Below are 25,713 nucleotides of genomic sequence, written 5' to 3'. Positions count from 1 at the left end.
ATTATTTTTCTGTTTTATTTGTTATTTGCTTCTTATTCTATTTAAATATGTTAGAAAGACTCCTTTATAGTCAAACTTATATACCGCGATGAAAACCACAATCGAATAAATCACACCTGAAGCTGCTAAATTAATGTAGGTGTTGTTATAAAAATCATCCGTTAGTCTTTTTAACCAGTAAGTAATTAAAAAACCTATTAAAGCTACTATTAATCCCAAAATATGATTTTCAATAAAATCCAAATGTTTTAATTTTGTAAGTTTTTTTATCTGAATATAAGAGAATACATAATTTATAATTAGTACAATTGAAACTAGGTAGGCCACAATTATAATATTATATTGAACACCTATATAGGCTGACAAAAGCACCATTAATGCATAAATAAAGTTTCTTAATGCTCTTTCATAAACTGCTCCAAGAGATTTTGCTATAGTATTACTAAGCTTTGTTGTAACCCAAAAGAAAAGTGTTAGCGACATTGCAACTACAATGGGTATAGATGACGACCACTTTTCTCCTAAAACCAATATCACTATATACTTTGCATTTTGCGACATATAGACACTCAAAGGAAATAGAATGATTGATAAGACATAAGTGATATCTAAAAAAACCCGGCTTATGGTATTAAGGTCATTCTGTTTTCTTGCAATAGGCGAAAAGAGTACTTTATCTATTATTTCCCCCATTAGACCAGCTGTGTAACGTACAACTTGAAAACTCCTTTCGTATAAACCCAGAGTTGCTACATCCATGAATCTACCAATTATGATTTTATCACCTTGATTCGCTATGAAAGTAAAAATTCTTCCAAGGGTATAACCAGAACCAAATCCAAATAATCCTTTGAAAGATGCTTTATTCCAACCTAACTTAAATGATTCTTTTACATAGTAAAAAAGCAAAAATGTTAAAATTATATTTTGACATAGCACTCCCCAAACTAATGCCCATACTCCAAAACCTTTTAAGGCTAAAAAGATAGAAACACAACCATAACCTATAATGTATGAAAACAAGGTAACAATTGTAAGTTTTTTAAAATCTAGTTTCCTGTATAATAATCCTTTCGCAGTTGTTGAAATACTAGTAAGAAAAAGAACAAAAGAGATTGATTTTAAAACAGGTATAACTTCTTGATTATTAAAAAAATCAGCAATAAATGAAGCCGTCAATTGTAAAAATATAAAAACAAAAATCCCCAAGAAGATTGATGATGTAAAACTTGTGGCAATATCGGTATCATCGATATTTTCTTTTTGTGTTATTGCAGGTCCTAGCCCAATATCATTAAATATATCGGCAAAATTGAGCATGATAAAGACTATACTCATCAATCCAAAATCAACTGGAGATAAGAGTCTTGATAAAACTGCTAGCACAACCAATTGAAAGAGAGCTCTTAATAGCTTCATTAAAGTTAACCAAAAAAAGCCATTAAACGTTTTCTTTGTGAGTTTTTCTGTCATAATTTTAGATAAAGATCTTACTTAAGATGCTTATTATTAACGCCGCAAAAATCTAAGACAATTTGCCCCTCTCTAAACTGAATATCCTTAAACTGATCATGTGCAACCAATAGGACAACAATATCTGCTTTTTGAATAGCTTCTTTATAATCTGTCAATTTAAATACTTTATGCTCATGCACGTTTGGTTCAACAATATACATATCAGCATCACCTGAGTCTTGCAAAACGCGCTCTGCAATATGGATGGCCGGTGATTCACGTAAATCATCTATATTTGGTTTAAATGCTAATCCCATAATAGCAATAGAAGGCTGAAGTCCATGTTTCAATTCAAATTCTAATCGAGCATTCTTTACTTTTTCGGCACACCAAAAAGATTTGTAATTATTTGTTTCACGTGCTTGGGCAATCATACGAGACTCCATAGGAAAATCAGCAGTAATGAAATAAGGATCAACTGCGATGCAATGTCCTCCTACTCCACATCCGGGTTGCAAAATATTTACACGAGGATGTTTATTTGCTAAATCTATAAGCTTCCAAACATTAATATCAGCTTTGTCGCATATCAACGACAATTCGTTAGCAAAAGCTATTTGTGAATCTCTCGATGCATTCTCAGTTAGTTTACACATTTCTGCTGTACGAGCATTTGTTGGATGTAATTCACCTTCTACAAATTGACTATAAAATGCTAGTGCTTTTTGAGTAGAAGCCTCATTAACACCACCAATAACTCGGTCATTATGTACCAATTCATACATCACATTACCCGGTAATACTCGCTCTGGACAATAAGCCAAATAAATCTTATGCTCTAATTCTGGACGCACTGAAAAAATATAATCCATCATCTTTTCTGTAGTTCCTATGGGAGAAGTAGATTCAATAATATACAAATCACCTTCTTTCAACAAAGGTAATATAGCAGTTGTAGCAGCTTTTACATAAGAAATATCAGGCTCATGATTGCCTTTAAAAGGGGTTGGAACTACTACTAAATAGGTATCAGCTACAACGGGTTTTACATCTGCCTTCAAGTATCCCTCCTTTACTGCTTTTGCTACTGCTTGATCCAAATCAGGTTCAACAATATGAATTTTTCCAGCATTAATGGTATCTACAACATGCTGTGAAATATCAACACCGTGTACGGAAATTTTATTATTCGCAATCAATGCTGAAGTTGGTAATCCAATATATCCTAAACCAATAGTTACTACTTTTGCTTTCATTCTACTTTTTTTTATTTTTTATTTTTTTCCTTGATAAATTCTGCTATTCTGTTACATGCCTTGCCATCACCATACGGATTATGTAATTCACTCATGGATTGATAACGATGTGTGTCATTTAATAAACTATTTGCTTCAAATACTATTTTATCCTTATCAGTTCCAACTAAAATTACAGTACCTGCCTCTACGGCTTCCGGTCGCTCGGTAGTATCACGCATCACTAATACAGGTTTTCCTAAACTTGGAGCTTCTTCCTGCACACCTCCAGAATCTGTAACAATCATAAAAGAATGTGTCATCAACCATACAAATGCAGGATATGCGAGAGGATCAATCAATTTAATATTTTCAATTCCTGATAAAATTTCATAGACAGGTATTTTAACATTTGGATTCAAATGGACTGGATATATAATTTGTACATCAGGATGAGCTACAGCAACTTCTTTCAAAGCCTGACAAATATTAATAAATCCTTGCCCATGATTTTCACGACGATGCCCTGTAACCAAAATGATTCTCTTTGAAAAATCGACTATCTCTTTAAGATTCTCGATTTCAATGTTCTCTATTTGCTTTACTCGTTCTGAACTATCTAATAAAGCATCAATTACCGTATTTCCAGTCACTAAAATATCGGCTGTATTTATATTTTCTGCCAATAAATTAAGTTTAGATTGTTCTGTGGGAGCAAAATGATAGTCCGCAATACGACCTGTAACTTGTCTATTAATTTCTTCTGGAAACGGGGATCGCTTATTGTGCGTTCTTAGACCTGCTTCTACATGGCATATTTTAGCACCTGAATAAAATCCTGCAATACTAGCTGCCATTGTTGTAGAAGTATCACCATGCACATACACAAAATCTGGCTGAAAATCTTCTAAAATTGGTTTCAATTCTGTGATGATATCAGCAGTCAATGTGTATAGATTTTGATTGGGTTTCATCAAATTCAAATCATAGTCAGGAATGATCTCAAAAAACTCTAAAACTTGATCTAACATTTCTCTATGTTGGGCTGTTACACAAACTTTAGTTTCAAATTCTTTATGTTTAAAAAATTCTTTTACTAATGGAGCCATTTTAATTGCTTCAGGTCGAGTACCAAATATGATTAAGTGTTTTGTTTTCATTATTACTTGTTACGATTTTATTTTGAATATTTTTTACAATTATTTACAATCTCAAATTAAATTCCTTTAAAATTCCTTTTACATCATAGATTACTCCCCCTGGGTTCAAATACTGATATAAATCCAAATTCAGGAATTCAGAATGAGCAACAGTTAAAACAATCAGGTCAAATTTTTCATTCGGCAATTCTACTACACTTTCAAGTGAATATTCATGCTGCAACTCATCAATACTAGCCAAAGGATCGTAAATTGTAACCTTTAAGCTATACTCTTGCAATGCCTTTACTAGATCTACAGCTTTCGTATTTCTAACATCTGGACAGTTTTCTTTAAAGGTTATTCCCAAGTTCAGAACTTTTGCTCCGTTGACTTTTATATTGTTTCTAATCATCAACTTTACAATTTGTGAAGCTACATAGGATGCCATCGAATCATTTAACTTTCTCCCCGCTAAAATTATCTCAGGATGATACCCAACTTCTTGAGCTTTTTGTGCTAGATAATAAGGGTCAACTCCAATACAGTGCCCACCAACCAAACCAGGTTTAAACGGTAAAAAATTCCACTTAGTACTAGCTGCTTCTAAAACTGCATGTGTATCAATATTTAGTAAATTAAAAATTTTAGCCAATTCATTTACAAAAGCAATATTAATATCTCTTTGAGAGTTTTCAATTACCTTGGCGGCCTCAGCTACTTTAATTGTCGGAGCTAAATAAGTACCAGCGGTAATAACAGACTTATATAAATCATCTACCTTAAGACCAATTTCTGGTGTTGAGCCAGCTGTTACTTTCAATATACTTTCTACTGTATGCTCTTTATCCCCAGGATTGATACGTTCAGGCGAATATCCTGCAAAAAAATCGACATTAAATTTTAAACCTGAAACCCTTTCCAAAACAGGCACACACTCTTCTTCTGTAGCCCCAGGATATACTGTCGATTCATAAATAACAATGTCTCCCTTTTTCAACACCTTACCAACCGCCTCACTAGATTTATAAAGTGGAACTAAATCCGGCCTATTGTTTTTATCAACAGGTGTAGGGACAGTAACCACATAATAATTACAATTCGCTATATCCTCAAGATTTGAAGAACACAACAATCCACTTTGATGGCTATCAAGATTATCAACTAATACCTTATTTAAAATATCATCAGAAACCTCTAAAGTCCTGTCTCTACCTGAAGATAATTCTGCAATTCTTTTTTGATTAATATCATACCCCACTACTGGATATTTTGTTGCAAATAATCGTGCTAGAGGAAGCCCGACATATCCCAAACCTATAACTGCAATTTTTATATTCATACCCAACAACCTAACAATATTATAATAACTTTTTTATATCCTATTTTAAATTTTCCCAATACCATTTTACAGCTTCACTTAAACCTTGTTGTACTGAGAATTGTGGGTCATAGCCTAATAACAATTTAGCTTTATCAATATTTGCTAAAGAATGTGGTATATCTCCTATCCTATTCGGTCCATAAACTAATTGTACATTTGCAATTTTGGAATCATATTTCGATAAAAAAAATTTCAAATAGTTCACCAATTCCTTTAGAGTTGTCCTATCACCACATGCAGTATTGTAGACTGTATTGACTGCTTCTGGATTCTCCGTTAATATAGCTAAGACATTCATTTGAATTACATTATCAATATATGTAAAATCACGAGAATAACTTCCATCTCCATTAATAAGAGGACTCTCATGTTGCATCAATTTCATTACGAATTTAGGAATCACAGCCGCATACGCTCCATTAGTGTCCTGTTTTCTTCCAAACACATTAAAATAACGTAATCCTATAGTATTTAATCCATAGGTTCTGTAAAAAATATCCGCATATAATTCGTTTATATATTTGGTAACTGCATAAGGAGACAAAGGTCTACCAATGGTTTCTTCTTCCTTAGGCAAGGTTTCTGAATCACCATATGTTGAAGAACTTGCTGCGTAGACAAACTTTTTAACTTTAGCATCTCTTGCGGCAACCAGCATATTTAAAAAACCTGATACATTTACATCATTACTCATTATGGGATCATTAATAGAACGTGGAACAGATCCTAATGCTGCCTCATGGAGTATGTAATCTACCCCAGCAGCGGCCTTATGACAATCTGCCAAATTCCTTATATCACCAACAATAAGCTTGAAATTTGGATTTCCAAATAAATGTTGGATATTTTGTGTTCGTCCAGTTGAAAAATTATCAAGACATATTACCTTATTATCATGTTCCAATAAATGTTCACAAAGATTTGAGCCAATAAAACCAGCCCCTCCTGTAACCAAAATTTTTTTATCTATTATTTGCTTTATTGTACTAATTATAATATTCTTTATACCAATTAATAAAATTTTCTACACCCTTTTCTATATTAGTTTTCGGCTCATAACCAAAATCATTCTTCAGACTTGTAACATCTGCCCAAGTTTTCTCTACATCTCCAGCTTGCATTGGTAAAAAATTTTTAACCGCTGTTTTATTAGTTCTTTTTTCTATTTCTGAAATAAAATCTAATAAGCGAACTGGTTTACTATTTCCAATATTATATAATCTATATAATGTTTTATCATCTGTTTCTTTTAAAAGACAGGATACAACACCTTCAACAATATCATCGATATACGTAAAATCCCTATAAAGTGCTCCATTATTGAAAACGTTTATTGGTTTGTCATTAAGGATAGCCTCAGTAAATAAAAACATCGCCATATCGGGTCTTCCCCAAGGCCCATAAACAGTAAAAAAACGCAACCCTGTGGTTTTTATACCAAACAAATGGCTATAAGTATGAGCCATCAATTCATTACTCTTTTTAGTTGCAGCATATAAACTGATTGGATTATCTACATTATCTGATACTGAAAATGGAATTTTTTCATTTAACCCATAAACACTAGAACTACTTGCATAAACAAGTTTGTCAATTTTATAATTCCTACATGCTTCTAGGATATTTAAAAAGCCAACCACATTGCTCTCAATATAGGCAGAAGGATTTTCTAAACTATACCTTACCCCAGCCTGTGCAGCAAGGTTACAAACCATATCAAATCCGTGATTCTCAAAAACTATATCTAAATCATCTTTATCTTTAATATCTAGTTTTATAAATCTAAAATGATCACTATACTTGCTACTGCTTATAATTTTTTTATGTTCAATAATACTGCGTGAAATTCCTAAATTTTCAAGTCTTGAATATTTAAGATTGACATCGTAATAATCATTAATGTTATCCAGTCCAATAACTTCATGGTTTAAACCCAATAATCGTTCACATAAGTGATAACCTATAAAACCTGCTGCTCCTGTTACAAGTATTTTCATTTATATTTTAGTTTTACTAAACATTTTTTATAATTACTTTTCTTTAACTTCTTTACGAAAAGTACTATTGTAAAAAGCTATAATCTCTTCTGTTAAAATGAAATGATGTTTATCTTTCATCACATTCTTATATCCATAAAACTTTTATTCTTGCATTCACATCTTATGAATGTTAGGGGATCGATGTATAATTTTGTTGTGTAAGTGATAATTCCATCTCCAAACCTACCTTTTTTTCATATAGCATACTGCTCAATTATCGTTAAATAGAACTATTTTTTCTATATCAAAGAATTTGATCTATTTGTGAACCAAGAACTAGGAAAGCGCAATGCTTTCTCTCTCTTCCTCTAAAATCTTCACACGTTCAGCATGAAAAAATCAAAACACAGAATATAATTACAATTTTCATAAGTTAATTTCTTCGATTTATTCCAACGCTTCGCAACATCACCCACACTAAATCTGGAATGATGAAAATCATGTAATATAATATTTAACTATACTGAATGCTTTATTGTTAAAACAACACCGATGGATTGTAACATCAATCGAATTGTATTTTTGCTTATTTCTTCGACAATTCCAGAGTGGTCCTTGAAAGGACCTTCTGTAATTTTCAAAGTACTTCCTGGCTGAAGATGGCTAACCTCTACATCCATTGGACTTTGAAGCAACATTTTTTGTATTTCCAAAATCTCTTCATCCAGAACTATTCCCGGTTTTCCTAACCAAAATAAATACCGAACAACACCTCTAATTGCGAAAACGGTGTCCCTTTTATGCTCTTCAATATTGACAAATATATAAGAAGAAAACAAGGGAACTTCAACTTTTTTCTTTCTATCCGACCATTGTTGTATTTTTATAATCAATGGACAATAGGCTTCAATACCTATCTTGGTGAGCTGTTCAGCAACTTTTTTTTCAGATTTAGGGTTTGTATACAAAACATACCAAGGCATCTATTTCGTTTTAAGGGCTGAACGATCATAATAATTTGCGTATTCTCCAGAAATAATATGCTGTAACCATCCTTGATTTTCCAAATACCAATCGATTGTTTTTTCCAATCCTTGCTCGAAGGTTACAGATGGTTCCCAATTGAGTTCAGCATTAATTTTAGAGGCATCAATCGCGTAACGTAAATCATGACCTGGCCTGTCTTTTACATACGTAATCAAACCTGCCGAAGTACCTTCAGCTCGGTTTAATTTCTTATCCATTATTTTGCATAACAAATGGATCAACTCAATGTTTTGCCATTCATTAAATCCTCCGATATTATAGGTTTTTTTGACTTTTGCTTCATGAAAAACCAAATCAATTGCTTTGGCATGATCTTCTACAAAAAGCCAATCACGTGTATATTTTCCATCACCATAAACTGGCAATGATTTGTTATTGATGATATTGTGAATAAAAAGTGGAATCAATTTCTCTGGAAACTGGTTGGGTCCATAATTATTTGAACAATTTGTTATGATAAATGGCATCCCATATGTTTCACCATAGGCCCTTACAAAATGATCTGAACTTGCTTTCGAAGCCGAATAGGGTGAATTTGGGTCATAGGAAGTGGTTTCTGTAAACAAACCTTCGGCTCCCAGAGTTCCATATACCTCATCCGTACTGATGTGATAAAATAATGTATCATTCCAGTTGTCCTTCCATAAATTTTTAAAAGCGTTGAGCAAATGAAGTGTCCCGATGACATTTGTTTTTACAAAAGCCAGCGGATTTTCAATGGATCGATCTACATGCGATTCTGCAGCTAGGTGAATTACCTTTTCAAACTGATATTCTGAAAAAAGAGCATTGATATAATGCTCATCCGTAATATCTCCTTTGAGAAAAGTATAATTGGCAAGATGCTCTACATCCGACAGATTTTCTAAATTCCCTGCATACGTCAATGCATCTAAGTTGAAAATATGGTAATTGGGATATTTATTTAAAAAATGCCTCACAACATGCGACCCTATAAATCCTGCACCTCCTGTTATAAGTATTTTTTTCATTTCTTCTTAATTTGAACTTCCGACAGATTGAAATATAAAACCTAAACTTGCCATTTTTTTTGCATCCAAAATATTTCTTCCATCAAAAACAAATGCTGGTTTTTGCATACTGTCATAAACTTTTTGCCAGTCATATTCCTTGAATTCATCCCACTCGGTAAGGATGGCGATCGCATGAGCTCCTTTACAGGTTTCATACGGATCTTCATGAACACTAATCCCTCGTTGATTCAAATCTGAAGATCGTGATCCTAAATAATCCAAATCATTAAGGATTTTAACTTCTTTCACTTGGGGATCAAATACAGCAATATTGGCTTGCTCGTTCAACAGATAATCTGCAACATATATTGCTGCTGATTCTCTTGTATCATTGGTATCCTTTTTAAATGCCCATCCTAAAAAAGCAATTTTTTTTCCTGAAACTGTATTATATAATGTAGAAATGATATTGCTAGCAAATCTTCTTTTTTGATGGTCATTCATGATAATCACCTGTTCCCAATAATCAGCAACTTCATCAAGACCATATGATTTGGCAATATATACCAGATTAAGAATGTCTTTTTGAAAACACGATCCACCAAAACCAACTGAAGCCTTGAGAAACTTCGAACCTATTCTACTGTCCATTCCAATGGCTCTTGCTACTTCGCTAACATCAGCACCTGTTTTTTCACATAGTTCTGACATAGCATTTATAGAAGAAACTCTCTGTGCTAGAAATGCATTTGCAGTTAATTTTGATAACTCTGATGACCATAAATTAGTCGTCAGGATTTGCTCTTTTGGAACCCAGTTTGCATAAATTTCAACCAAAGCAGCTATAGCTTCGGCCCCTTCTGGAGTAATATCGCCACCAATTAAAACACGATCAGGATTCAATAAATCCGTTACAGCGGTTCCTTCGGCAAGAAATTCTGGATTTGAAAGTATTTGAAACTGAACACCGTTTCCTGTATTGTCAAGAATATTTTTGATTGCTTCGGCAGTTCTAACAGGAAGTGTAGATTTCTCTACAACTATTTTATTACCTTTTGCTACAGCTGCAATTTGACGTGCACAAAGCTCTATATATTTCAAATCAGCTGCCATTCCTTTTCCAAGACCGTAGGTCTTGGTTGGAGTATTAACAGAAATAAAAATCATCTGAGCTTCATCTATAGCGCTTTCAACATCGGTTGAAAAAAACAAATTTCTACCTCTTGCCTCTGCAACAATATCACTCAAACCTGGCTCGTATATGGGAATATTATTGACATCTTTGTCATTCCACAAGGCTATTCTTTCCGCATTCAAATCAACTACCGTTACCTTAATATGTGGACATTTTTGAGCTATGATTGCCATGGTCGGGCCACCTACATAACCAGCCCCTATACAGCAAATATTAGTTATTTTCATTTATTAATTTAATTTAAAAAACTTATAAAATATGTTTTTAATCTCTATTTCCTTAAATTTCAAATCATCGGCAAAGATAGAATTTATAATCCTATTAAGGTTATAAATTTTTCAAACCATACGAATACTCCTCGAACCTCCTCGCTTTTTTCTCTAAAAGTACAATTACTTCAAAATCTACTCTTCTTTTCTAGGTTTCTTTTTGATTATTTTTTTAATAAAATTCCCTCCTTTTTCATCTTCTTCATGATAGCCTGATGCATAGTTTCCGTAGCCATAGCCATAGCCGTATCCATAACCATACTTCGATTTGTTTTCAAAACCATTCAAAATCATACTCACATTATTTAATTCTCCCCTTTTCACCCTACTATTGAGCAAGGTAATCATTCCTTTTTTAGTAAAATTTTGCCTTACGATATAGAGAATAACATCGGCATGGTGAACTAATTCCAAAGCATCGGAAACTAGACCAACAGGTGGTGTATCGAGAATAATATAATCATACTTGGTTTTAAGCTCGTCCAATAATTCTTTCATGGCATCGCTCATGATAAGTTCCGAAGGATTGGGAGGAACCGGCCCCGAAGTAATAACATCTAAAAATGGAATATGTGTGCTTTGAATAACTTCATCTACGGTTTTTTGACCAATCAAGTAATTTACTGCACCAATTTCGTTTGTAATCTTAAAATCATCAAAGATTTTTGGCTTTCTCAAATCCAGACCTAATATGATGGTTTTCTTTTCGCTCATGGCAAAAACTGTAGCGATGTTTATAGAACAGAACGTTTTTCCTTCACCACTAACAGAAGATGTTAACATCAACGTTTTTGCACCTTCCAATTTTTGTTTTTTGTAAAGAAATTGCAATGATGACCGAACCGCCCTGAAGGCTTCAGCTAAGGCTGATTTTGGTTTCTCATATACAGAAAGATTATTTGCATTTTGTTTTTTCCCTATAACTCCAATTAGAGGCAAAGTCGTGAGCTTGCTGATATCATCAGTATTTTGGATAGAATCATTAATAAAGAAATTTGCAAAAGCAACAATTAAAGGAATTAAGAAACCAAGAAAAAGTGCTAACACATAATTAACTCCCGTTTTTGGCCCTACCAATCCGCCTCCAACATCTTTAGCCGGATCAATGAATTTTATATCTGACACGTTTGCTGCTTTTACAATATCAGCTTCTGTTCTTTTTGCTAGAAAATCATTATAAATATTGTTATTTAAGTCATATTTAAGCTTGATTTTAATCAGTTCCTGTTGCTCTTCTGGCAATTTTTTCAAGGTACTCTGTGCTTCATTAATATTGGCATCAATCATATTGAGGTCATACTGCAACGAAGATTTTGCAGAAGCTATATTTTCTAAAAGCACTTGCTTGACAGCATCCATCTCATTGTCAAACTCTTGAAACAATTTTTCGCTTTTTACAGCATATTTCAGTTCGGCTCTTCGGGTAGAAAGTTCAATGATTTTGGAAACATTAACTACGATATTTGGATCTTCAATTCCAGCAACGGTTGGTGCTGGCAATTTAGAGAAATCCACACTTTTATTCAAATAGGACTTCAACGAATTATAATAGGCTATCTTTCTTGCTATTCCATCTCTTTGAACATTATAGTCTAAAAGCTGATCAGAAAATTTTAAACCTCCTTGTTCGATTTCAAAAATGTTTTTGTCTTTTCTAAAATTTTTCAGTTCATCACCATTGTCTTTCAATTGTCTTTCCATGTTTCGCATGGTGCTATCAATGAAAGCAATCGTGTTTGTAGCAAATTGATTTTTGGCTGCAAGTTGACTGATTCTAAGCACCTCAACCGTTTCATTGAGATACTTAACTAATCTGGCTTTATTAGTACCTTGAAGCGAAAGTGTTAAAATTGAACTTCCAGGAGAACTGGCTTCTACTCGAATGCCTTGGTAGCGAGAAACTGTGCCATTAAAGTCCCCGAAACTAACAAAATATTCTTTCCCTTTGTAAAATCCTGGATTTTCATTAATTTCTAAAGTCCAATTCAAAAAAGGCAAATCAACTTCTTGACCTATGCTAAACTGCTTGGTAAAAGTTCCCGTTTGAACCGATGTGGTGGTGGTACTGTTATCTATATAATGAATCAAATTTACAGTTTCCCTTTCAAAAGGAATGCTGATTTCATAAACCGATTCGCTAATAAATTTTATACTAATCAAATTAGCAGACAATTGACCTCTTTGCTTATTGATCTTGACATGAAAGGGAACTTCTCCATATGCGTCTACAATATTATACTCACTTTGCTTGAGATAATTGATATAAAATTGCAATTTATCGACAACGATTTCATTGTGTGATCTTGACTTTAGCATGGTAGAAATAGTCTGAACCTGATCTGAAGTTCCGCCCCAGTTAAAAACCAAGCTGGTATTTGAAGTCGAAAAAGGATTTCGTTCTTCCTTTACAGAAATCATATTAGACATTCCAAAAATCTTTTCTTTTCGAATATTAACCTGATAGGCGATTGTAAAAGCAATGGTCCAACTTAACAAAAACCACTTCCAGTAGCTCAGTACTTTGAACAAAAAGCCTTTAAAATCAAAATTATTTTGGCTTTCAAAAAATGAAAAATCTTTCGTATCGAGCATTTTCTTTTCTTAATTTCTGAGTAATAAAAAGGTCGTAGTAGCCAAACTAAGCAGTGCTATGATGGTTCCCAATGATTCTATACCTGTTTTTCCGGTCCCCCATGACTTTTGTTTCAATGGTTTTACGTAAATATAGTCATTTGGTTGCAAATAATAATACGGAGATTGCATGACTTTTACATCGGTCAGATCGATATCGTGCATTTCGGTTCCATGTGGATATTGCCTGATGATGGTTACATTTTTCCTGTCGCCAGTAACAGTAATATCACCAGCATTGGCAATCGCTTCAAGCACATTAACTTTTTCTTGAAAGAGGAGTTTAGATCCTGGAGAATTGATTTCACCATTTACAGTGAACCTCAATCCAGATAATTTAACGTTTACAAAAATATTAGCCTCTTTATTAAAATAATTTTCCAGCAATTCTTTCTCTATCTTGATTCTAACTTCGTCCAAGGTATAACCAATAACATTTACTTCACCAATAACCGGAATTCTTATATTCCCATGATCATCCACGGTAAATCCATTAAAGTAAAGTCCTTGTTCACTTAGCCCCTGAGTTTGATTGGTATTGTCGCTAGGCGTCGGACTAAACATACTCACTAATTTTGAATCAATAGCTTTGATAGTGATGTTCAAGATATCGTTGATTTGCAAACGATAAGGCTTAGTAACTATGGGATTTATGTTGTTTTGAACATCCGATTTGTCTTTATTTTGCAAATAAATCAAATCCTTTGTTGGGACACAAGAAGTAAAAAAGAGTCCTACAAATAATAAAAAAAATACCGCATTTCGATTCATTTCAATCTTTTTTAGCAAACAAATATAGTTTTTCATTTAGAATAAAAAAATCCATCTGTGTTATAAAATTATTTAATTGCTCTTGAAAGAGTTTTCAAATGGAACGCGATGCAAAATACTCCTTCCTAAAGTAACCTCATCTGCATATTCCAACTCATCCCCCACAGAAATTCCTCTAGCAATGGTTGATGTGATTATCTCGCAATCCTGAATTTGCTTGTAGATGTAAAAGTTTGTCGTATCGCCTTCCATTGTAGAACTAAGTGCAAAAATCAATTCCCTAACTTTCCCGCTTTTGATTTTTTCTACCAACGATGTAATTTTTAATTGGCTTGGACCAACACCATCAATGGGCGAAATTTTTCCTCCCAAAACATGGTAGATACCTTTAAACTGTCCCGTGTTTTCTATCGCCATCACGTCCCGAATATCTTCGACCACACATATTAGCTGATGGTCGCGGTTTTTATTCGAGCATATTTCGCAAATTTCTACATCCGAAATATTATGGCAGCTTTCACAGAATTTTATATCCTCTCGCATATTGAGGAGTGATTGCGACAAGAATGAAGTTTGTTCCTTTGGCTGTTTTAATAAATGCAACACCAATCGCAAAGCTGTTCTCTTGCCAATTCCCGGCAATTGCGACATCTCATTGACTGCTTTTTCTAATAGTTTTGATGAAAATTCCATATTTGCAAAAGTAATGAATTAGAAAATGGGGCAATTAGATAATTAGATAATTTTAAAAACTCGAAAGTATTTAGAAATCGATTCAGCAGATAATTAGATTTTCTATTTACAAAACACAAAATTATCTGATTATCTATTTTTTTTTTCTATTTTGGCTTCAAATAAATGTAACGAATGACACCAACTGCTATTTTACTTTTAATCATAATTTATTTCGGAGTACTTTTCCTCATTTCACATTTTGTCAGCAAAAAAGACAGTGGAAACGATGCTTTTTTCAAGGCCAACAAAAACTCAAAATGGTATCTTGTTGCCTTCGGGATGATTGGAACGGCATTATCAGGTGTTACGTTTATTTCGGTTCCAGGACAAGTGGGTTCTCCTGATGTGCAGTTTAAGTATTTTCAGTTTGTATTGGGAAATGCAATAGGTTTTCTATTGATCGCAAAAGTATTGTTGCCGCTTTATTACAGGATGAACCTCACCTCTATCTATGGTTATATCGAGCAACGCTTGGGTACGGTTTCCTATAAAACGGCTGCTTCGATTTTTTTAATCAGCCGAACGATTGGTTCTGCAGCGCGATTATATTTGGTCGTGATTGTCTTGCAACGGTATGTTTTTGATGCTTTTGGCGTTCCATTTTGGATTACCGTTTTTGGCTCTTTGGCCCTAATTTTTACTTATACTTATCGCGGAGGTCTCAAAACCATCATTATAACCGACACTTTGCAAACCATCTTCTTGGTTTCATCGGTGATCTTCACGATTTATTTTATTTGTGACAGCTTGGATTATAGCATTCCGCAAGCTTTTGAAGCTGTAAAAAACAGCAATTATTCGAAGATTTTCTTTTATGAAGATTGGCTGAAAAGCAACTTTGTAGTAAAACAAATCTTGGGAGGAATTTTCGTTACTATCGCCATGGTAGGACTGGATCAGGATTTAATGCAGAAGAATTTGAGCTGTAAGAATATTGGCGAAGCCCAAAAAAACATGTTCACCTTTACAGGAATTTTCGTGATCATCAATATTTTCTTTTTGAGTGTGGGTGCCCTACTCTATATGTATGCCGAAAGAAATGGAATCTCGGTGCCGTTGGATAGTTTTACGGGAAAACCAAGAACCGATTTGCTGTTTCCCGAAATTGCCTTCAATCATCTGACGTTGATTCCTGCAATTGTTTTTCTTTTAGGATTAACGGCTGCAACATTTGCCACAACTGATTCGGCTTTGACGGCTTTGACCACTTCTTTCTGTGTCGATTTTCTGGGTATGGACAAGGTCGAAAATGCTTCGAATCCCAATATGGTGAGAACAAGACATTGGGTTCACATCGGGTTTTCGGGGTTGATGTTTTTGGTTATTTTAGTAATTTATCTGGTGAATAGCGACTCGGTGGTGAGCTTGATTTTTAAGATTGCAGCTTATACTTATGGACCACTTTTGGGATTGTATGCTTTTGGATTGTTTATGAAAACCAAAACTGTAAAGGACAGATTAGTTCCCATTATTTGCATTTTGGCACCAGCCATAACCTTCATCATCAGTTTATATTCAAAGGAACTGTTTGGAAATTATGAATTTGCAGAGGAGCTGATTATCTTGAATGGCGGATTGACTTTTATCGGATTGCTATTGATTAGCAAGAAAGCGACTCAGCAAACGAGGTTTTAAGTTTCTGGAGAAAAAATGGATTTTTAAATAGCCCCGATTGGAGCTACTATACTTTTTGTTCCGGGGTTCGGAACAAAAAGATAGTAGTGGAAAGCGGGAAAATGGTTTCCAAAAAAGCCCGAGCGATTCGCTCCAAACTATAAAAAAGATTTTTTAGTACTGTTTCATCGATAGCAAAACGAGTGTACAAGCGATTTCGACTTGAATGTTGTTGAGCTTCAATAATTGATAGAATTCTGGATTTTCGGTTCCTGGATTGAAGATGACACGTTTGGGTTGCAGCCCTACTATATAATTGTAATAATCCCTTTGACGTTGCGGATTGAGGTATAGCGTCACGGTGTTGATATTCGTGAAAGGTATTTGCTTGGTTTGGATTTTCACACCTTCTACTTCGGCTTCTTTTTGACCGATTGCTACAACAGATTGGTCGTTTGCCAAAAGTTTCTTGATGGCCATATTGGAATATCGTGATGGATTTTCGGAAGCACCGAGCACCAGGGTTTTCTTATTTTTCATGTTGATTTTTTTTGTAAAATTACTGTTTCCTGACGGAAGTTTTTATCCCTTTTGCATTTCTTTAATAACTTGATAATAATCTATGGGTAACATATTGCCTGCTTTTAGAGTCCCGATGTAACCGCCATAAAGGATGCCATAGATGGGAGAATAGTTGCCGTTTTCATCTACATATATTACTTTGTCGACAAATTCAACTATCGACTGATGCTCCTTTTTATAGAGAATATTAAAATTTACCTTCACTAATTTTGTTTTTCCTTTATCTGTAAAGGTGACGTTATTGGAAGGACTTTTATCCAAAGTAAAGTCTTTGACTTCCTTTTGTGGCTCTTTTATCAGGGTTACTTGCTTGACTCCAAGCGTGTCTTTCACTTTGAAATAGTCCTTTGGATTCACTGGCCAACCCTCAACAAAAAGCCTGATGTCTTCTTTTTCCCATGCTTCATTTGCCACTGTAAGGGCAAAATGTGTAGCCGAACCATAAAAGGTTTCACGACGCTTTTTATCGGCCCGATTGTTTTTTGACATATCCTTATAAAAGGTTGTACCCGAGAAATAGCTTCGGCTTTGGTTGAACTTGTCTAAGCTTTTATAATTGTATTGTACAATGAGTTCCTCCAAATCAAAATTGACTTCATAATCTAGATGCTTATTGATGATTTTCAGTGGATTTCGTGCCGAAGCATTCAGAGTGTTAGTGGAAACATCATAATACAACACAATATCATCTTCGTTCAAGATTTTGCAAGATCTTCCTGCCTTTGATTCACCCAGAAATTGTTCCCTGAAAACCTTCATCATTTGTTTTCGGCTGAAAGGCCCTTTTCCAACGACAACCTCATCCAAACTTATGGATTCTTCAACCAACATCACTTTGAGTTTTTTATTGACATACTGTAACGGATTATCAAGCCTATAAGTCGAATATCCTATAAAACTCACTACCAAAGTTGCATTATTACCCTTGGTATTTATTTTAAAATATCCATTGGTATCGGTGATGGTCGAGATGGTCGTTCCGTCAAGATAGACAGTAGCACCGGGAAGCGTTTCCTTGGTTTTACTATCCAAAATAGTACCTTCTATAAGTTGAGATTGTACTGTAATATTGGATAAAAGAATTAAAAACAACAGGAACTTTTTGTAGCTTTTTTTCATCAGGTTATGGCTTTCGACAAATATAGGGTTTTTAAAAAAAAATATTTTCCAGTAGGGTAATAATTATTTATTCATAACTTTACGAATACCCAAACGCTGAAACCCTAATTTTGCAAAAAAACTATGGAATTATTTATTTACATCTTTGCCGCGCTTTTTTCTGTTTTGAATCCCATTGGAACGGTGCCAATTTTTGTTGGATTGACGCAACATGACGATAAAAAGGAACGTTCGAGAATTTCATTATGGACGGCGATTGATGTTTTTATCATCTTGATTATTTCTTTTTTTGTAGGGCAATATGTTCTGGATTTTTTCGGAATAAGCATTGAAGCTTTGCGAATTGCCGGTGGTTTGATTATCGTGAGTTCGGGATTTTCTTTATTGACGGGTAAATTCAAAAAGACACGCGGTATCAATAAAAAAGTAGAAAACGATGTTCAAAACCGTAACGATATTGCCTTGACACCATTGGCAATTCCGATGTTGGCCGGTCCAGGTTCGATTTCGCTTTTGATTGCCTTTTACCAAGACCATCAGGAAACACATGAAATTATCATAGCAAGTTTGGCTATTTTGGCTGTTGCCTTTTCTATTTTTATCATTCTAAGAAGTGCTCATTATTTGTCTAAAATCCTTGGCGCTTCCGGGATTGTGGCAATTTCTAGAATTGTTGGTTTTATTGTAATCGCAATTGGTATCCAATATATCGTGAGTGCGATTGTCTCAATCATCAAAGGGAATTTAATGTCATAAAAAAACCTTCGCTGGGGGGCGAAGGCTTCTCACTAACTAAACTATAAATAATTCAAACAAAAAAACTGCTTTTAATAGGTTTTGATCGTGGCATTTTAAAATTTATTGTAATAATGAATATTGGAAAGTTGGATATCCTCTTTCTCCTGATTCACTTGCTCCACCTGTAAATTTCAATTTGTAAATGTTTCCTGCTGGATCTTTAATCACATAGAAACGATCCGTTTTTAATACAAATTGAGATACAGGTACTCCATCACCTCCTGTTACAGAAGTACTTCTCCAGCTAGAACCAATATTTCTTTGATCATTATTGAAGTTTGCTTCAACTACATTTGCCTTCGTGAAATTATCATAAGTAAAATCTGCTGTTAAAACCTGATATGTTTTGGCTCCACCTTTTACATTATTTACAACGAAATCTGGAAAATAATAAGGAGTCGTTCCTCCTAACAAATTTGTAAAAGTTGTAAAATTGATATCCCACTGTGTTTTTTGTGGTTCAACATTTACAATACCATTTGCAAAACTTAAGAATGTAAAGTTGAATGCATTATTTTTAGTAATTGTAATTTCTTGGTGGGTTGTAGCATTTATATCAGCATAAAGAACTTTATAATCATTTCCACTTTTCAAAATTCTTACTTTTTTCCACCCTCTTGATGAACCAGATGCAGAACCTTCAGACCCAACTGCTGGAGCCGTAGTTGCAGGGTTACTTCCCATGTTGATCAAATATACTTTATTGTCTGTATCATTTTCAGAGATTTCAGCAATAGCAGTACCAGTTTCGCCAGTAATTTCTCCAGACGGGTTATCAATTTGGTTAGCAACACCTTGGCCTTGAGCAATAATCATTGTCAAATCTTCTTCTTGAACTAAATCTATATTAGTAGTTTGAAGTTGCTTTGCAGACATTTTAACCGAACCGTTTAATGCAACTCTAAATTCAGACCCTGAATAAAAACCTAAATCCCAAGAAACTCTTGGTGCGGTTGTCATTGCTCCACTACTCAAATCGATATAAACTTGGTTCGGTTGTGTGGCACCTCCAACTTCCGCAGCCAAAGCGGCACCTAATGAAGCTGTTTCATTAAAGTTTAACTGAATTGTAGTATTTCCTTCAACAGTAGTATCAAAAGAAACTTCAGAAATAGTAAAAACTACATTTTTCACTTGTCCTTCGATCGCATTAATTAATTTATTGAAAGCGAAAGAAGTTGAAGTAACATTCGCTTCAAAAGGAACAACAATTTTATTGTCTTCAACAGCAGGAACAGTTGTAAAATCTGTTCCATAAGTTACAGCAGTTGCATTATAAGTAAGCGTTACAAATCCAGCAGATGGAGTTGGCTCAGAAAATAAAAGTTGAACCGCTGTTGTGTCATCAGTCAAATTTAATGACGGAACAGAAAATGCAATAGAAATTGGAGTACTTGTTGTACTATCATCGTCATTACATGCCGTGAAAGCTAGCAAAGAAGCGAATAGAATAAAAAAGAGATTTTTTTTCATGATATATTAATTAAAATTAAGGTTATACGAGAGTTTAAGAAAATAAGAACGTCCATATCCTAAAAGGATATCAGATCCTGCAGCATGAACGCCTGTTGAGCCTGCTTGTGTGAGTTGAACGCTTTGAATATCTAAAACGTTTCTAGCTCCAACGGTAACTTCAAATTGATTCTTGAAAAATGATTTTCTAATTGACGCATCCATCCATCCATAAGCTTCAAGCTCTGAAAGTGCAAATTCAGCATTTCCATTGTTATCAGATGAAGAAACAAACTGTTGTTGCTTTCCATTATATTTATAATAAACTGAAATCAAGGTATTCCTCTTTGAGATTTTATACGAAACATTAGAATTCATCTGCAAAGCATAGAGAAACTTATCATCTGAAGTAACATTTAATGCAGCTAAATCAATTTTTTGAGAAATTCCTACCAGTGCCAAACCAACTTTTGCATTCCAGTTTTTGTGAGCAAGTTGATGGGTTGAAGAAACATTCCACATTTTATATTTATCGATATTTAAATATTTGTACTGTTGAGTAGGAGTAACTTGCTCTAAAACCATACTGATTCTATCATCAACATCTAAAAAAGTAACAGCTAACGTATTTGAAAGTTGAAGCCCAGAAGTGAAAAATGTAGATTTTTTAAAACTAACCTCATACGATGTACTTGTTTCTGGAATCAAATTCTCATTGCCTTGAAGATCATGGTTTGAATCTACAAAGTAGGTATAAAGTTCATCAAAATTTGGAGCTCTGTAGGATTTTCCAAGTGAAACTCTCGTTTCAATTCCTTTGCTAAATAAATAACGTAATCCAAGAGACGTTGCATATTGATTATCAAATTTTGATTGAAAAGAAAAACGAAATCCAGGTCGAAGCGAAAATTTATCCGTAACATTTATTTCCGCAGCACTAAAAAAATCATAATTTTCCAGGCGTTTTCTGACATCCTTGGTTTGCTGTTGATCATCTTTAAAAGTTCCTGCAGTTGCATCATAGAAACCTTTTTCATTTACGATTTCATAGCCCAATTGTAAATCTACTTTTTTGCTATTAAAAAAATCACTCAAGGTTCCTGTAGAATATAATACTTCTTTAGATTGATACACTTGTCTATCGTTAGCCGTTTCTTGTTTGCTTTCCATCAGATAATTAAACTTCTCAACATCACGTGATTGCTTCTGATGAGAAAGCGAAATATTATACTTGAGTTTTGAAAATATCTTTCCGTAGGAATTTAAATGATGGTAAAATCTGTTAGAAATATACCTTCTGTCATTTGCATAATGCGTATCAGGAAAGGGATAATTATCCTGTGGCACTACTACGGCATTGTAGAAATCTACGTTCTCTTTAAAATAATCAAATTTATAGAAAACCCTATAGTCAGCTTTTGTATAACCTATAAATGCATTCCCTGTTAATTGTTCTTTTGGAAGCCAACTGTATCCTCTTGATCCGTCGTTTTGAATGTAATCTTTACCTTGCCTGGTATCGAAAAAGCCTGCAAAATCGTTTCTATTTCCACCAACAGTTACAAAAAGATTTTCACCTATATTGCGAGAAATTTTGGCAGATTGGATATGTCTTCCCTTGTTAAAAAAAGCAAACTCGTCCGAGACTGTTTCCTCTTGTGCAGTTGCTGATATCTCCCATTTATAAGCCGATTTCTTCTTCGTAATAATATTGAGAATTCCGGTAACAGCATTTGCTCCGTGGGTAACTCCCATCGAACCTTCTATAATTTCAATTTGTTCAATGTCGTCTAGGTTTACTTGGGTCAAGTCAATGTTGCCCCCTAAACCTGTATCACTTACCAACGGAACATTATCAACTAAAATTTTAAAATATTGTGAGTCAAGACCAAACATAGAAACCGTTGAACGACCATCACTACCGCTTGTTCTAATTGAAATATTTAAGTACTGATTTAAAACATCTCCTAAATTATTAGCAGCTAGTTGTTTTATATCTTCTTTAGTAATAACTCTCACGTTGTGTACAGATTTTTTTAAAGATTGTGGCTCAAACTGTCCCGTAATTACAACTTCCGACAAATTATTCACAACAGAATCTTTTTCCAATTCTTGACCAAACACAGACAAAGAACAAAAAAACAATGTAAAAAGGGGTAACTTGGTTTTCATTATTTAGATTAAGTCTTAATAAATTTATTTTGCAAATATATAGGTTATTTTTACTTATTCTAAATAAATTTAATATTTTTGCATCAGAAATTTTTAAACATCAATAAAATGAAAAACCTGATTGCTGTATCCGCTATTGCTCTTTTATCATTGAGCGGAAATGCTCAAGACAAGAAAAAAGAAGACATCAAAGCCATCAAAGCCATGTGTGGCTGTTATGAAGTAGAATTTAATTTTGCCGAGACTTTCAACTATACGAAAGACGAAAATTACAAGCCTTCAAAAACAAAACACGAAAAGGCATTGGAATGGGTTGAATTGGTAGAAGACCAACCGAATAAAATTGTAATGCAACACCTTTTGATTGTGAGCGACACGATGATTATCAAGCACTGGAGACAGGATTGGGAGTTTGAAAACACTAAACTATATCAGTTTTATAAAGACAATACCTGGAAGTTTCAAACACTACCAAAAGAGGCTGTAAAAGGACAATGGACACAAAGAGTGTATCAAGTTGATGATAGTCCGAGATATGAAGGAACAGCAACATGGGTTCACGTTGACGGAAGACATTACTGGGAAAACATCACGGATGCTCCACTACCAAGAAGAGAACATACAATCAGGGAAGATTATAATGTTTTAAAAAGAACTAACGTGCATGAAGTTACCAAGCAAGGGTGGACTCATGATCAGGATAATGAAAAAATCCAGAGAGATGATGATGGCAAAGATATTATAATTGCAAAAGAAAAAGGAACGGACTATTACAAAAAAGTAGAAGATTCTAAATGTGCTGCAGGTCAGAAATTCTGGAAAGAAAATGCTGCAATGTGGAAAAATGTTCGTGCAAAATGGCAAACAGTTTTTGACCGAAATAAAGATCTGAGCCTTGAGGCGAAAGTGGATAGAAAAACACTTTTTTCTTATTTATTTGCCTTAGAGCCAACTGCTACAAAAGCTGAAACAGATAAAATAATTGACAGCTTTGTAAGAAAATAAAATTATAAACTCCAATAGAAAAATCCCAAATCCCACTCTTATAAAGCTTGGAATTTGGGATTTAATTTTTTTGATTTATAGTATTTTGGATTTAATTTTTCGGAAGAAAAATTTCTGCCATCATGCATCTTGCACTTCCACCTCCACAAGCTTCAATTGTATCTAGGCTTGAGCTCAAAATTTCAGCATGTTTTTCTAATTGCTCAATTTGTTTTGGCGTTAAGCTTTGATGAGCTGCAGCACTCATGACCAAATAGCGTTTATCATTTGCACCACGAACTTCAAGCATATTTCCTGCAAAATTATTCACCTGGTCTTCTGTAATCAAGATGATTTCTTTTCCATCTTCTTTCAGATTATCCAGAACCATTTTTCTTTCTTTCTTGTCGTCGATACAATCTGCACAAATAACTGCAAAAGTTTCGCCCAAACACATCATAACATTGGTATGATAAATGAGTTTTCGTTCACCACCAACCGTTTGAAAGGCTTCAAAAATTACGGGAGCTAAATCGAAATCTTCACAAAACTCGATAAATAATTCTTCATCGGCTCTTGGTGATAAAGCACAATATGCTTTTTTATTGGCACGATCCAAAAGCAAACTTCCAGTTCCTTCTAAGAAAAAACCATCCGTTTCTGCTTCGGTATAATCTACAATATTATCAATTTGGAATCCTTTTTCTTCAAGTAAATCCAAGATTTCCTCACGGCGTTCTTTTCTCCGGTTTTCAGCGAACATCGGATATAAAGCCACATCTGCATTTTCGTGAAATGAAATCCAATTGTTCGGAAAAATAGAATCTGGTGTGTCAGGATCCAGAGTATCATCAACAACTGTTACATCAACGCCAACATTGCGTAGCTTTTCTACGAAAGTATCAAATTCTTGTTGTGCTTTTGCATTTACAGTCGCTGGTAAAAGTCCGTCAAGCACTTTTTGATAATAATTATTTACAGCTGTTTGCTCGTTCATCCTGAAAGCTACAGGACGAATCATCAATATTGAATTTGTGGTTTGTTTCATTTTATTTTTTGTTTAAAGTTTAAAGTTTAAGGTTTTACAACTTGAAACCTTAAACTTTAAACAATTATTTAATCCCTGATTAAAGGCAACGTCGAGCATCTCAAAAGTCCTTCTTGTTTTGAAATTTCGGCATACGGGATTTCCTCAACAGTAAATCCTTTTTCTCTCAGCCAATTGTTTAATCTTGTAAAATTCTTTTCTGAAACCACTACATCTGGAGCAATTGAAAACACATTGGAATTCATATGATACATCTCGTCGCGTGTGATGTGAAAAAGATTTTCCTTTCCGAAGAGTTTCACCAAATACATGTAATCCGCCTCTTCACGAAAACCGCTTTTGTAGATGATTCCTTTATCAGTTCCGACAGGTTGAAAGCAACAATCCAAGTGCAAAGCATTATCTCTTGCTTCGATTTTTGATTTTACCAAATCGAATTCCTTTACAATTTTATTTGGAAATAAATTTCGAATGTATTCCACACCTTGCCCGTTGGTTCGAGCTGTGATATAATCTTTATAATCGCTTCCTTTATAGGTTCCGATGAAAATATAATCGTTCCACAGCATCACATCGCCACCTTCAATATGCACTTCTTCTGGGGGACGAACTACTTTTTTAGGATCAATCTGATCGATAATATATTGGATGGCATCCAATTCCCTTTCGCGATCAGGAAGGATATTGGCTTTTACAAAAATATCATCGATTACAAATCCGATGTCTCTAGAAAAAATCTGATTGTAGTTTTCAATCATTTCGGGACGGAAAACTTTTACTTCATATTTTTCAAACACTTTATTGAAAGCTTCCATTTCTTCAACCATATCTTTTTCAACCGGATAAGTCCCTGCTAAAATATGTTCTAAAGATTTTGGATCATACGCTTCGTCCGCTGTTGGAGTTGGTCCATTATTCACTGCCGAACCGAGAACAACGGCTCTTAATCTTGAGGTTTCGTTTTTTACATTTAAGTGTAACATAGCTTTTGGCTTTTCGACGTCATTTTGCTGACGTATTGGGGACAAATATAAAAAAAGGGACTTGATTATTGAAGTTTTCTTACCTGAATAGTAATAAAATTATCGATTAAATAAAAAAAGCTTTACCAAACGGTAAAGCCTTTGTTT

General features: G+C 34.2%; 21 protein-coding genes. 3 read left to right on the top strand and 18 right to left on the bottom strand.

All coding sequences use genetic code 11. The annotated features are described in order from the left end of the window. Positions 1-21: 21 nt before the first annotated feature. The 12 genes from G508_RS0116225 to recR form a co-directional block, all read right to left on the bottom strand. On the bottom strand, positions 22-1,473 hold the full coding sequence (locus tag G508_RS0116225; RefSeq protein WP_026706292.1) for a lipopolysaccharide biosynthesis protein: 1,452 nt from the start codon (positions 1,471-1,473) through the stop codon (positions 22-24). A 17-nt stretch (positions 1,474-1,490) separates the two neighbouring features. Further along, complete coding sequence (gene wecC, locus G508_RS0116220; protein ID WP_026706291.1) at positions 1,491-2,711, bottom strand: UDP-N-acetyl-D-mannosamine dehydrogenase; 1,221 nt, start codon at positions 2,709-2,711, stop codon at positions 1,491-1,493. Positions 2,712-2,722: 11 nt separating this feature from the next. After that, on the bottom strand, positions 2,723-3,850 hold the full coding sequence (wecB, locus tag G508_RS0116215; RefSeq protein WP_026706290.1) for a non-hydrolyzing UDP-N-acetylglucosamine 2-epimerase: 1,128 nt from the start codon (positions 3,848-3,850) through the stop codon (positions 2,723-2,725). A gap of 43 nt (positions 3,851-3,893) precedes the next feature. Then, the gene (locus G508_RS0116210; protein ID WP_026706289.1) at positions 3,894-5,171 is read right to left on the bottom strand and encodes a nucleotide sugar dehydrogenase; all 1,278 of its coding nucleotides are present in this window, start codon (positions 5,169-5,171) and stop codon (positions 3,894-3,896) included. A 40-nt stretch (positions 5,172-5,211) separates the two neighbouring features. Beyond that, complete coding sequence (locus tag G508_RS0116205) at positions 5,212-6,171, bottom strand: SDR family oxidoreductase (RefSeq protein WP_281170242.1); 960 nt, start codon at positions 6,169-6,171, stop codon at positions 5,212-5,214. A 28-nt stretch (positions 6,172-6,199) separates the two neighbouring features. Beyond that, a complete protein-coding gene (locus G508_RS0116200; RefSeq protein WP_026706287.1) occupies positions 6,200-7,210 on the bottom strand; it encodes an NAD-dependent epimerase/dehydratase family protein in 1,011 nt (336 codons plus the stop codon). A gap of 500 nt (positions 7,211-7,710) precedes the next feature. After that, a complete protein-coding gene (locus G508_RS0116195; RefSeq protein WP_026706286.1) occupies positions 7,711-8,175 on the bottom strand; it encodes a UpxY family transcription antiterminator in 465 nt (154 codons plus the stop codon). Continuing rightward, complete coding sequence (rfbB, locus tag G508_RS0116190; RefSeq protein WP_026706285.1) at positions 8,176-9,231, bottom strand: dTDP-glucose 4,6-dehydratase; 1,056 nt, start codon at positions 9,229-9,231, stop codon at positions 8,176-8,178. A gap of 6 nt (positions 9,232-9,237) precedes the next feature. Further along, on the bottom strand, positions 9,238-10,635 hold the full coding sequence (locus tag G508_RS0116185; protein ID WP_026706284.1) for a UDP-glucose 6-dehydrogenase: 1,398 nt from the start codon (positions 10,633-10,635) through the stop codon (positions 9,238-9,240). A gap of 177 nt (positions 10,636-10,812) precedes the next feature. Further along, the gene (locus G508_RS0116180) at positions 10,813-13,269 is read right to left on the bottom strand and encodes a polysaccharide biosynthesis tyrosine autokinase (protein ID WP_026706283.1); all 2,457 of its coding nucleotides are present in this window, start codon (positions 13,267-13,269) and stop codon (positions 10,813-10,815) included. Between the two features lie 9 nt (positions 13,270-13,278). Continuing rightward, a complete protein-coding gene (locus tag G508_RS0116175) occupies positions 13,279-14,079 on the bottom strand; it encodes a polysaccharide biosynthesis/export family protein (protein WP_026706282.1) in 801 nt (266 codons plus the stop codon). Positions 14,080-14,151: 72 nt separating this feature from the next. Beyond that, complete coding sequence (recR, locus tag G508_RS0116170; RefSeq protein ID WP_026706281.1) at positions 14,152-14,772, bottom strand: recombination mediator RecR; 621 nt, start codon at positions 14,770-14,772, stop codon at positions 14,152-14,154. A 174-nt stretch (positions 14,773-14,946) separates the two neighbouring features. Here recR and G508_RS0116165 point away from each other — a divergent pair, with 174 nt between their 5' ends. Beyond that, on the top strand, positions 14,947-16,449 hold the full coding sequence (locus G508_RS0116165) for a sodium:solute symporter (protein WP_026706280.1): 1,503 nt from the start codon (positions 14,947-14,949) through the stop codon (positions 16,447-16,449). A gap of 153 nt (positions 16,450-16,602) precedes the next feature. Here the strand turns inward: G508_RS0116165 and G508_RS0116160 are convergent, their stop codons facing one another. Together G508_RS0116160 and G508_RS0116155 are read right to left on the bottom strand one after the other, a co-directional pair. Next, positions 16,603-16,968: a CoA-binding protein gene (locus G508_RS0116160; RefSeq protein ID WP_026706279.1), complete on the bottom strand. Its 366-nt coding sequence runs from the start codon at positions 16,966-16,968 to the stop codon at positions 16,603-16,605. Between the two features lie 42 nt (positions 16,969-17,010). Continuing rightward, positions 17,011-18,129: a carboxypeptidase-like regulatory domain-containing protein gene (locus G508_RS0116155; protein WP_026706278.1), complete on the bottom strand. Its 1,119-nt coding sequence runs from the start codon at positions 18,127-18,129 to the stop codon at positions 17,011-17,013. Between the two features lie 123 nt (positions 18,130-18,252). Here G508_RS0116155 and G508_RS0116150 point away from each other — a divergent pair, with 123 nt between their 5' ends. Further along, positions 18,253-18,885: a MarC family NAAT transporter gene (locus G508_RS0116150; RefSeq protein WP_026706277.1), complete on the top strand. Its 633-nt coding sequence runs from the start codon at positions 18,253-18,255 to the stop codon at positions 18,883-18,885. A gap of 102 nt (positions 18,886-18,987) precedes the next feature. Here G508_RS0116150 and G508_RS0116145 read toward each other — a convergent pair whose 3' ends face one another. Beyond that, complete coding sequence (locus tag G508_RS0116145) at positions 18,988-20,400, bottom strand: HmuY family protein (protein WP_026706276.1); 1,413 nt, start codon at positions 20,398-20,400, stop codon at positions 18,988-18,990. A gap of 6 nt (positions 20,401-20,406) precedes the next feature. Beyond that, positions 20,407-22,551, bottom strand: a complete 2,145-nt coding sequence (locus G508_RS0116140) for a TonB-dependent receptor plug domain-containing protein (protein WP_026706275.1) — start codon at positions 22,549-22,551, stop codon at positions 20,407-20,409. A 108-nt stretch (positions 22,552-22,659) separates the two neighbouring features. Between G508_RS0116140 and G508_RS0116135 the strand changes: the two genes are divergently transcribed. Beyond that, positions 22,660-23,556 carry a DUF6607 family protein gene (locus G508_RS0116135; protein ID WP_026706274.1) on the top strand — a complete coding sequence of 299 codons (897 nt, stop codon included), beginning with the start codon at positions 22,660-22,662 and terminating at the stop codon, positions 23,554-23,556. A 91-nt stretch (positions 23,557-23,647) separates the two neighbouring features. On the opposite strand, the gene ctlX is transcribed toward G508_RS0116135, so the two are convergent. Further along, the gene (gene ctlX / locus G508_RS0116130; RefSeq protein WP_026706273.1) at positions 23,648-24,583 is read right to left on the bottom strand and encodes a citrulline utilization hydrolase CtlX; all 936 of its coding nucleotides are present in this window, start codon (positions 24,581-24,583) and stop codon (positions 23,648-23,650) included. Between the two features lie 68 nt (positions 24,584-24,651). After that, on the bottom strand, positions 24,652-25,566 hold the full coding sequence (locus G508_RS0116125; protein WP_026706272.1) for a dimethylarginine dimethylaminohydrolase family protein: 915 nt from the start codon (positions 25,564-25,566) through the stop codon (positions 24,652-24,654). Between the last annotated feature and the right edge of the window lie 147 nt (positions 25,567-25,713).

The organism is Flavobacterium soli DSM 19725, assembly GCF_000422705.1.
GTDB lineage: Bacteria > Bacteroidota > Bacteroidia > Flavobacteriales > Flavobacteriaceae > Flavobacterium > Flavobacterium soli.
This window is presented reverse-complemented; position numbering and strand designations above follow the sequence as displayed.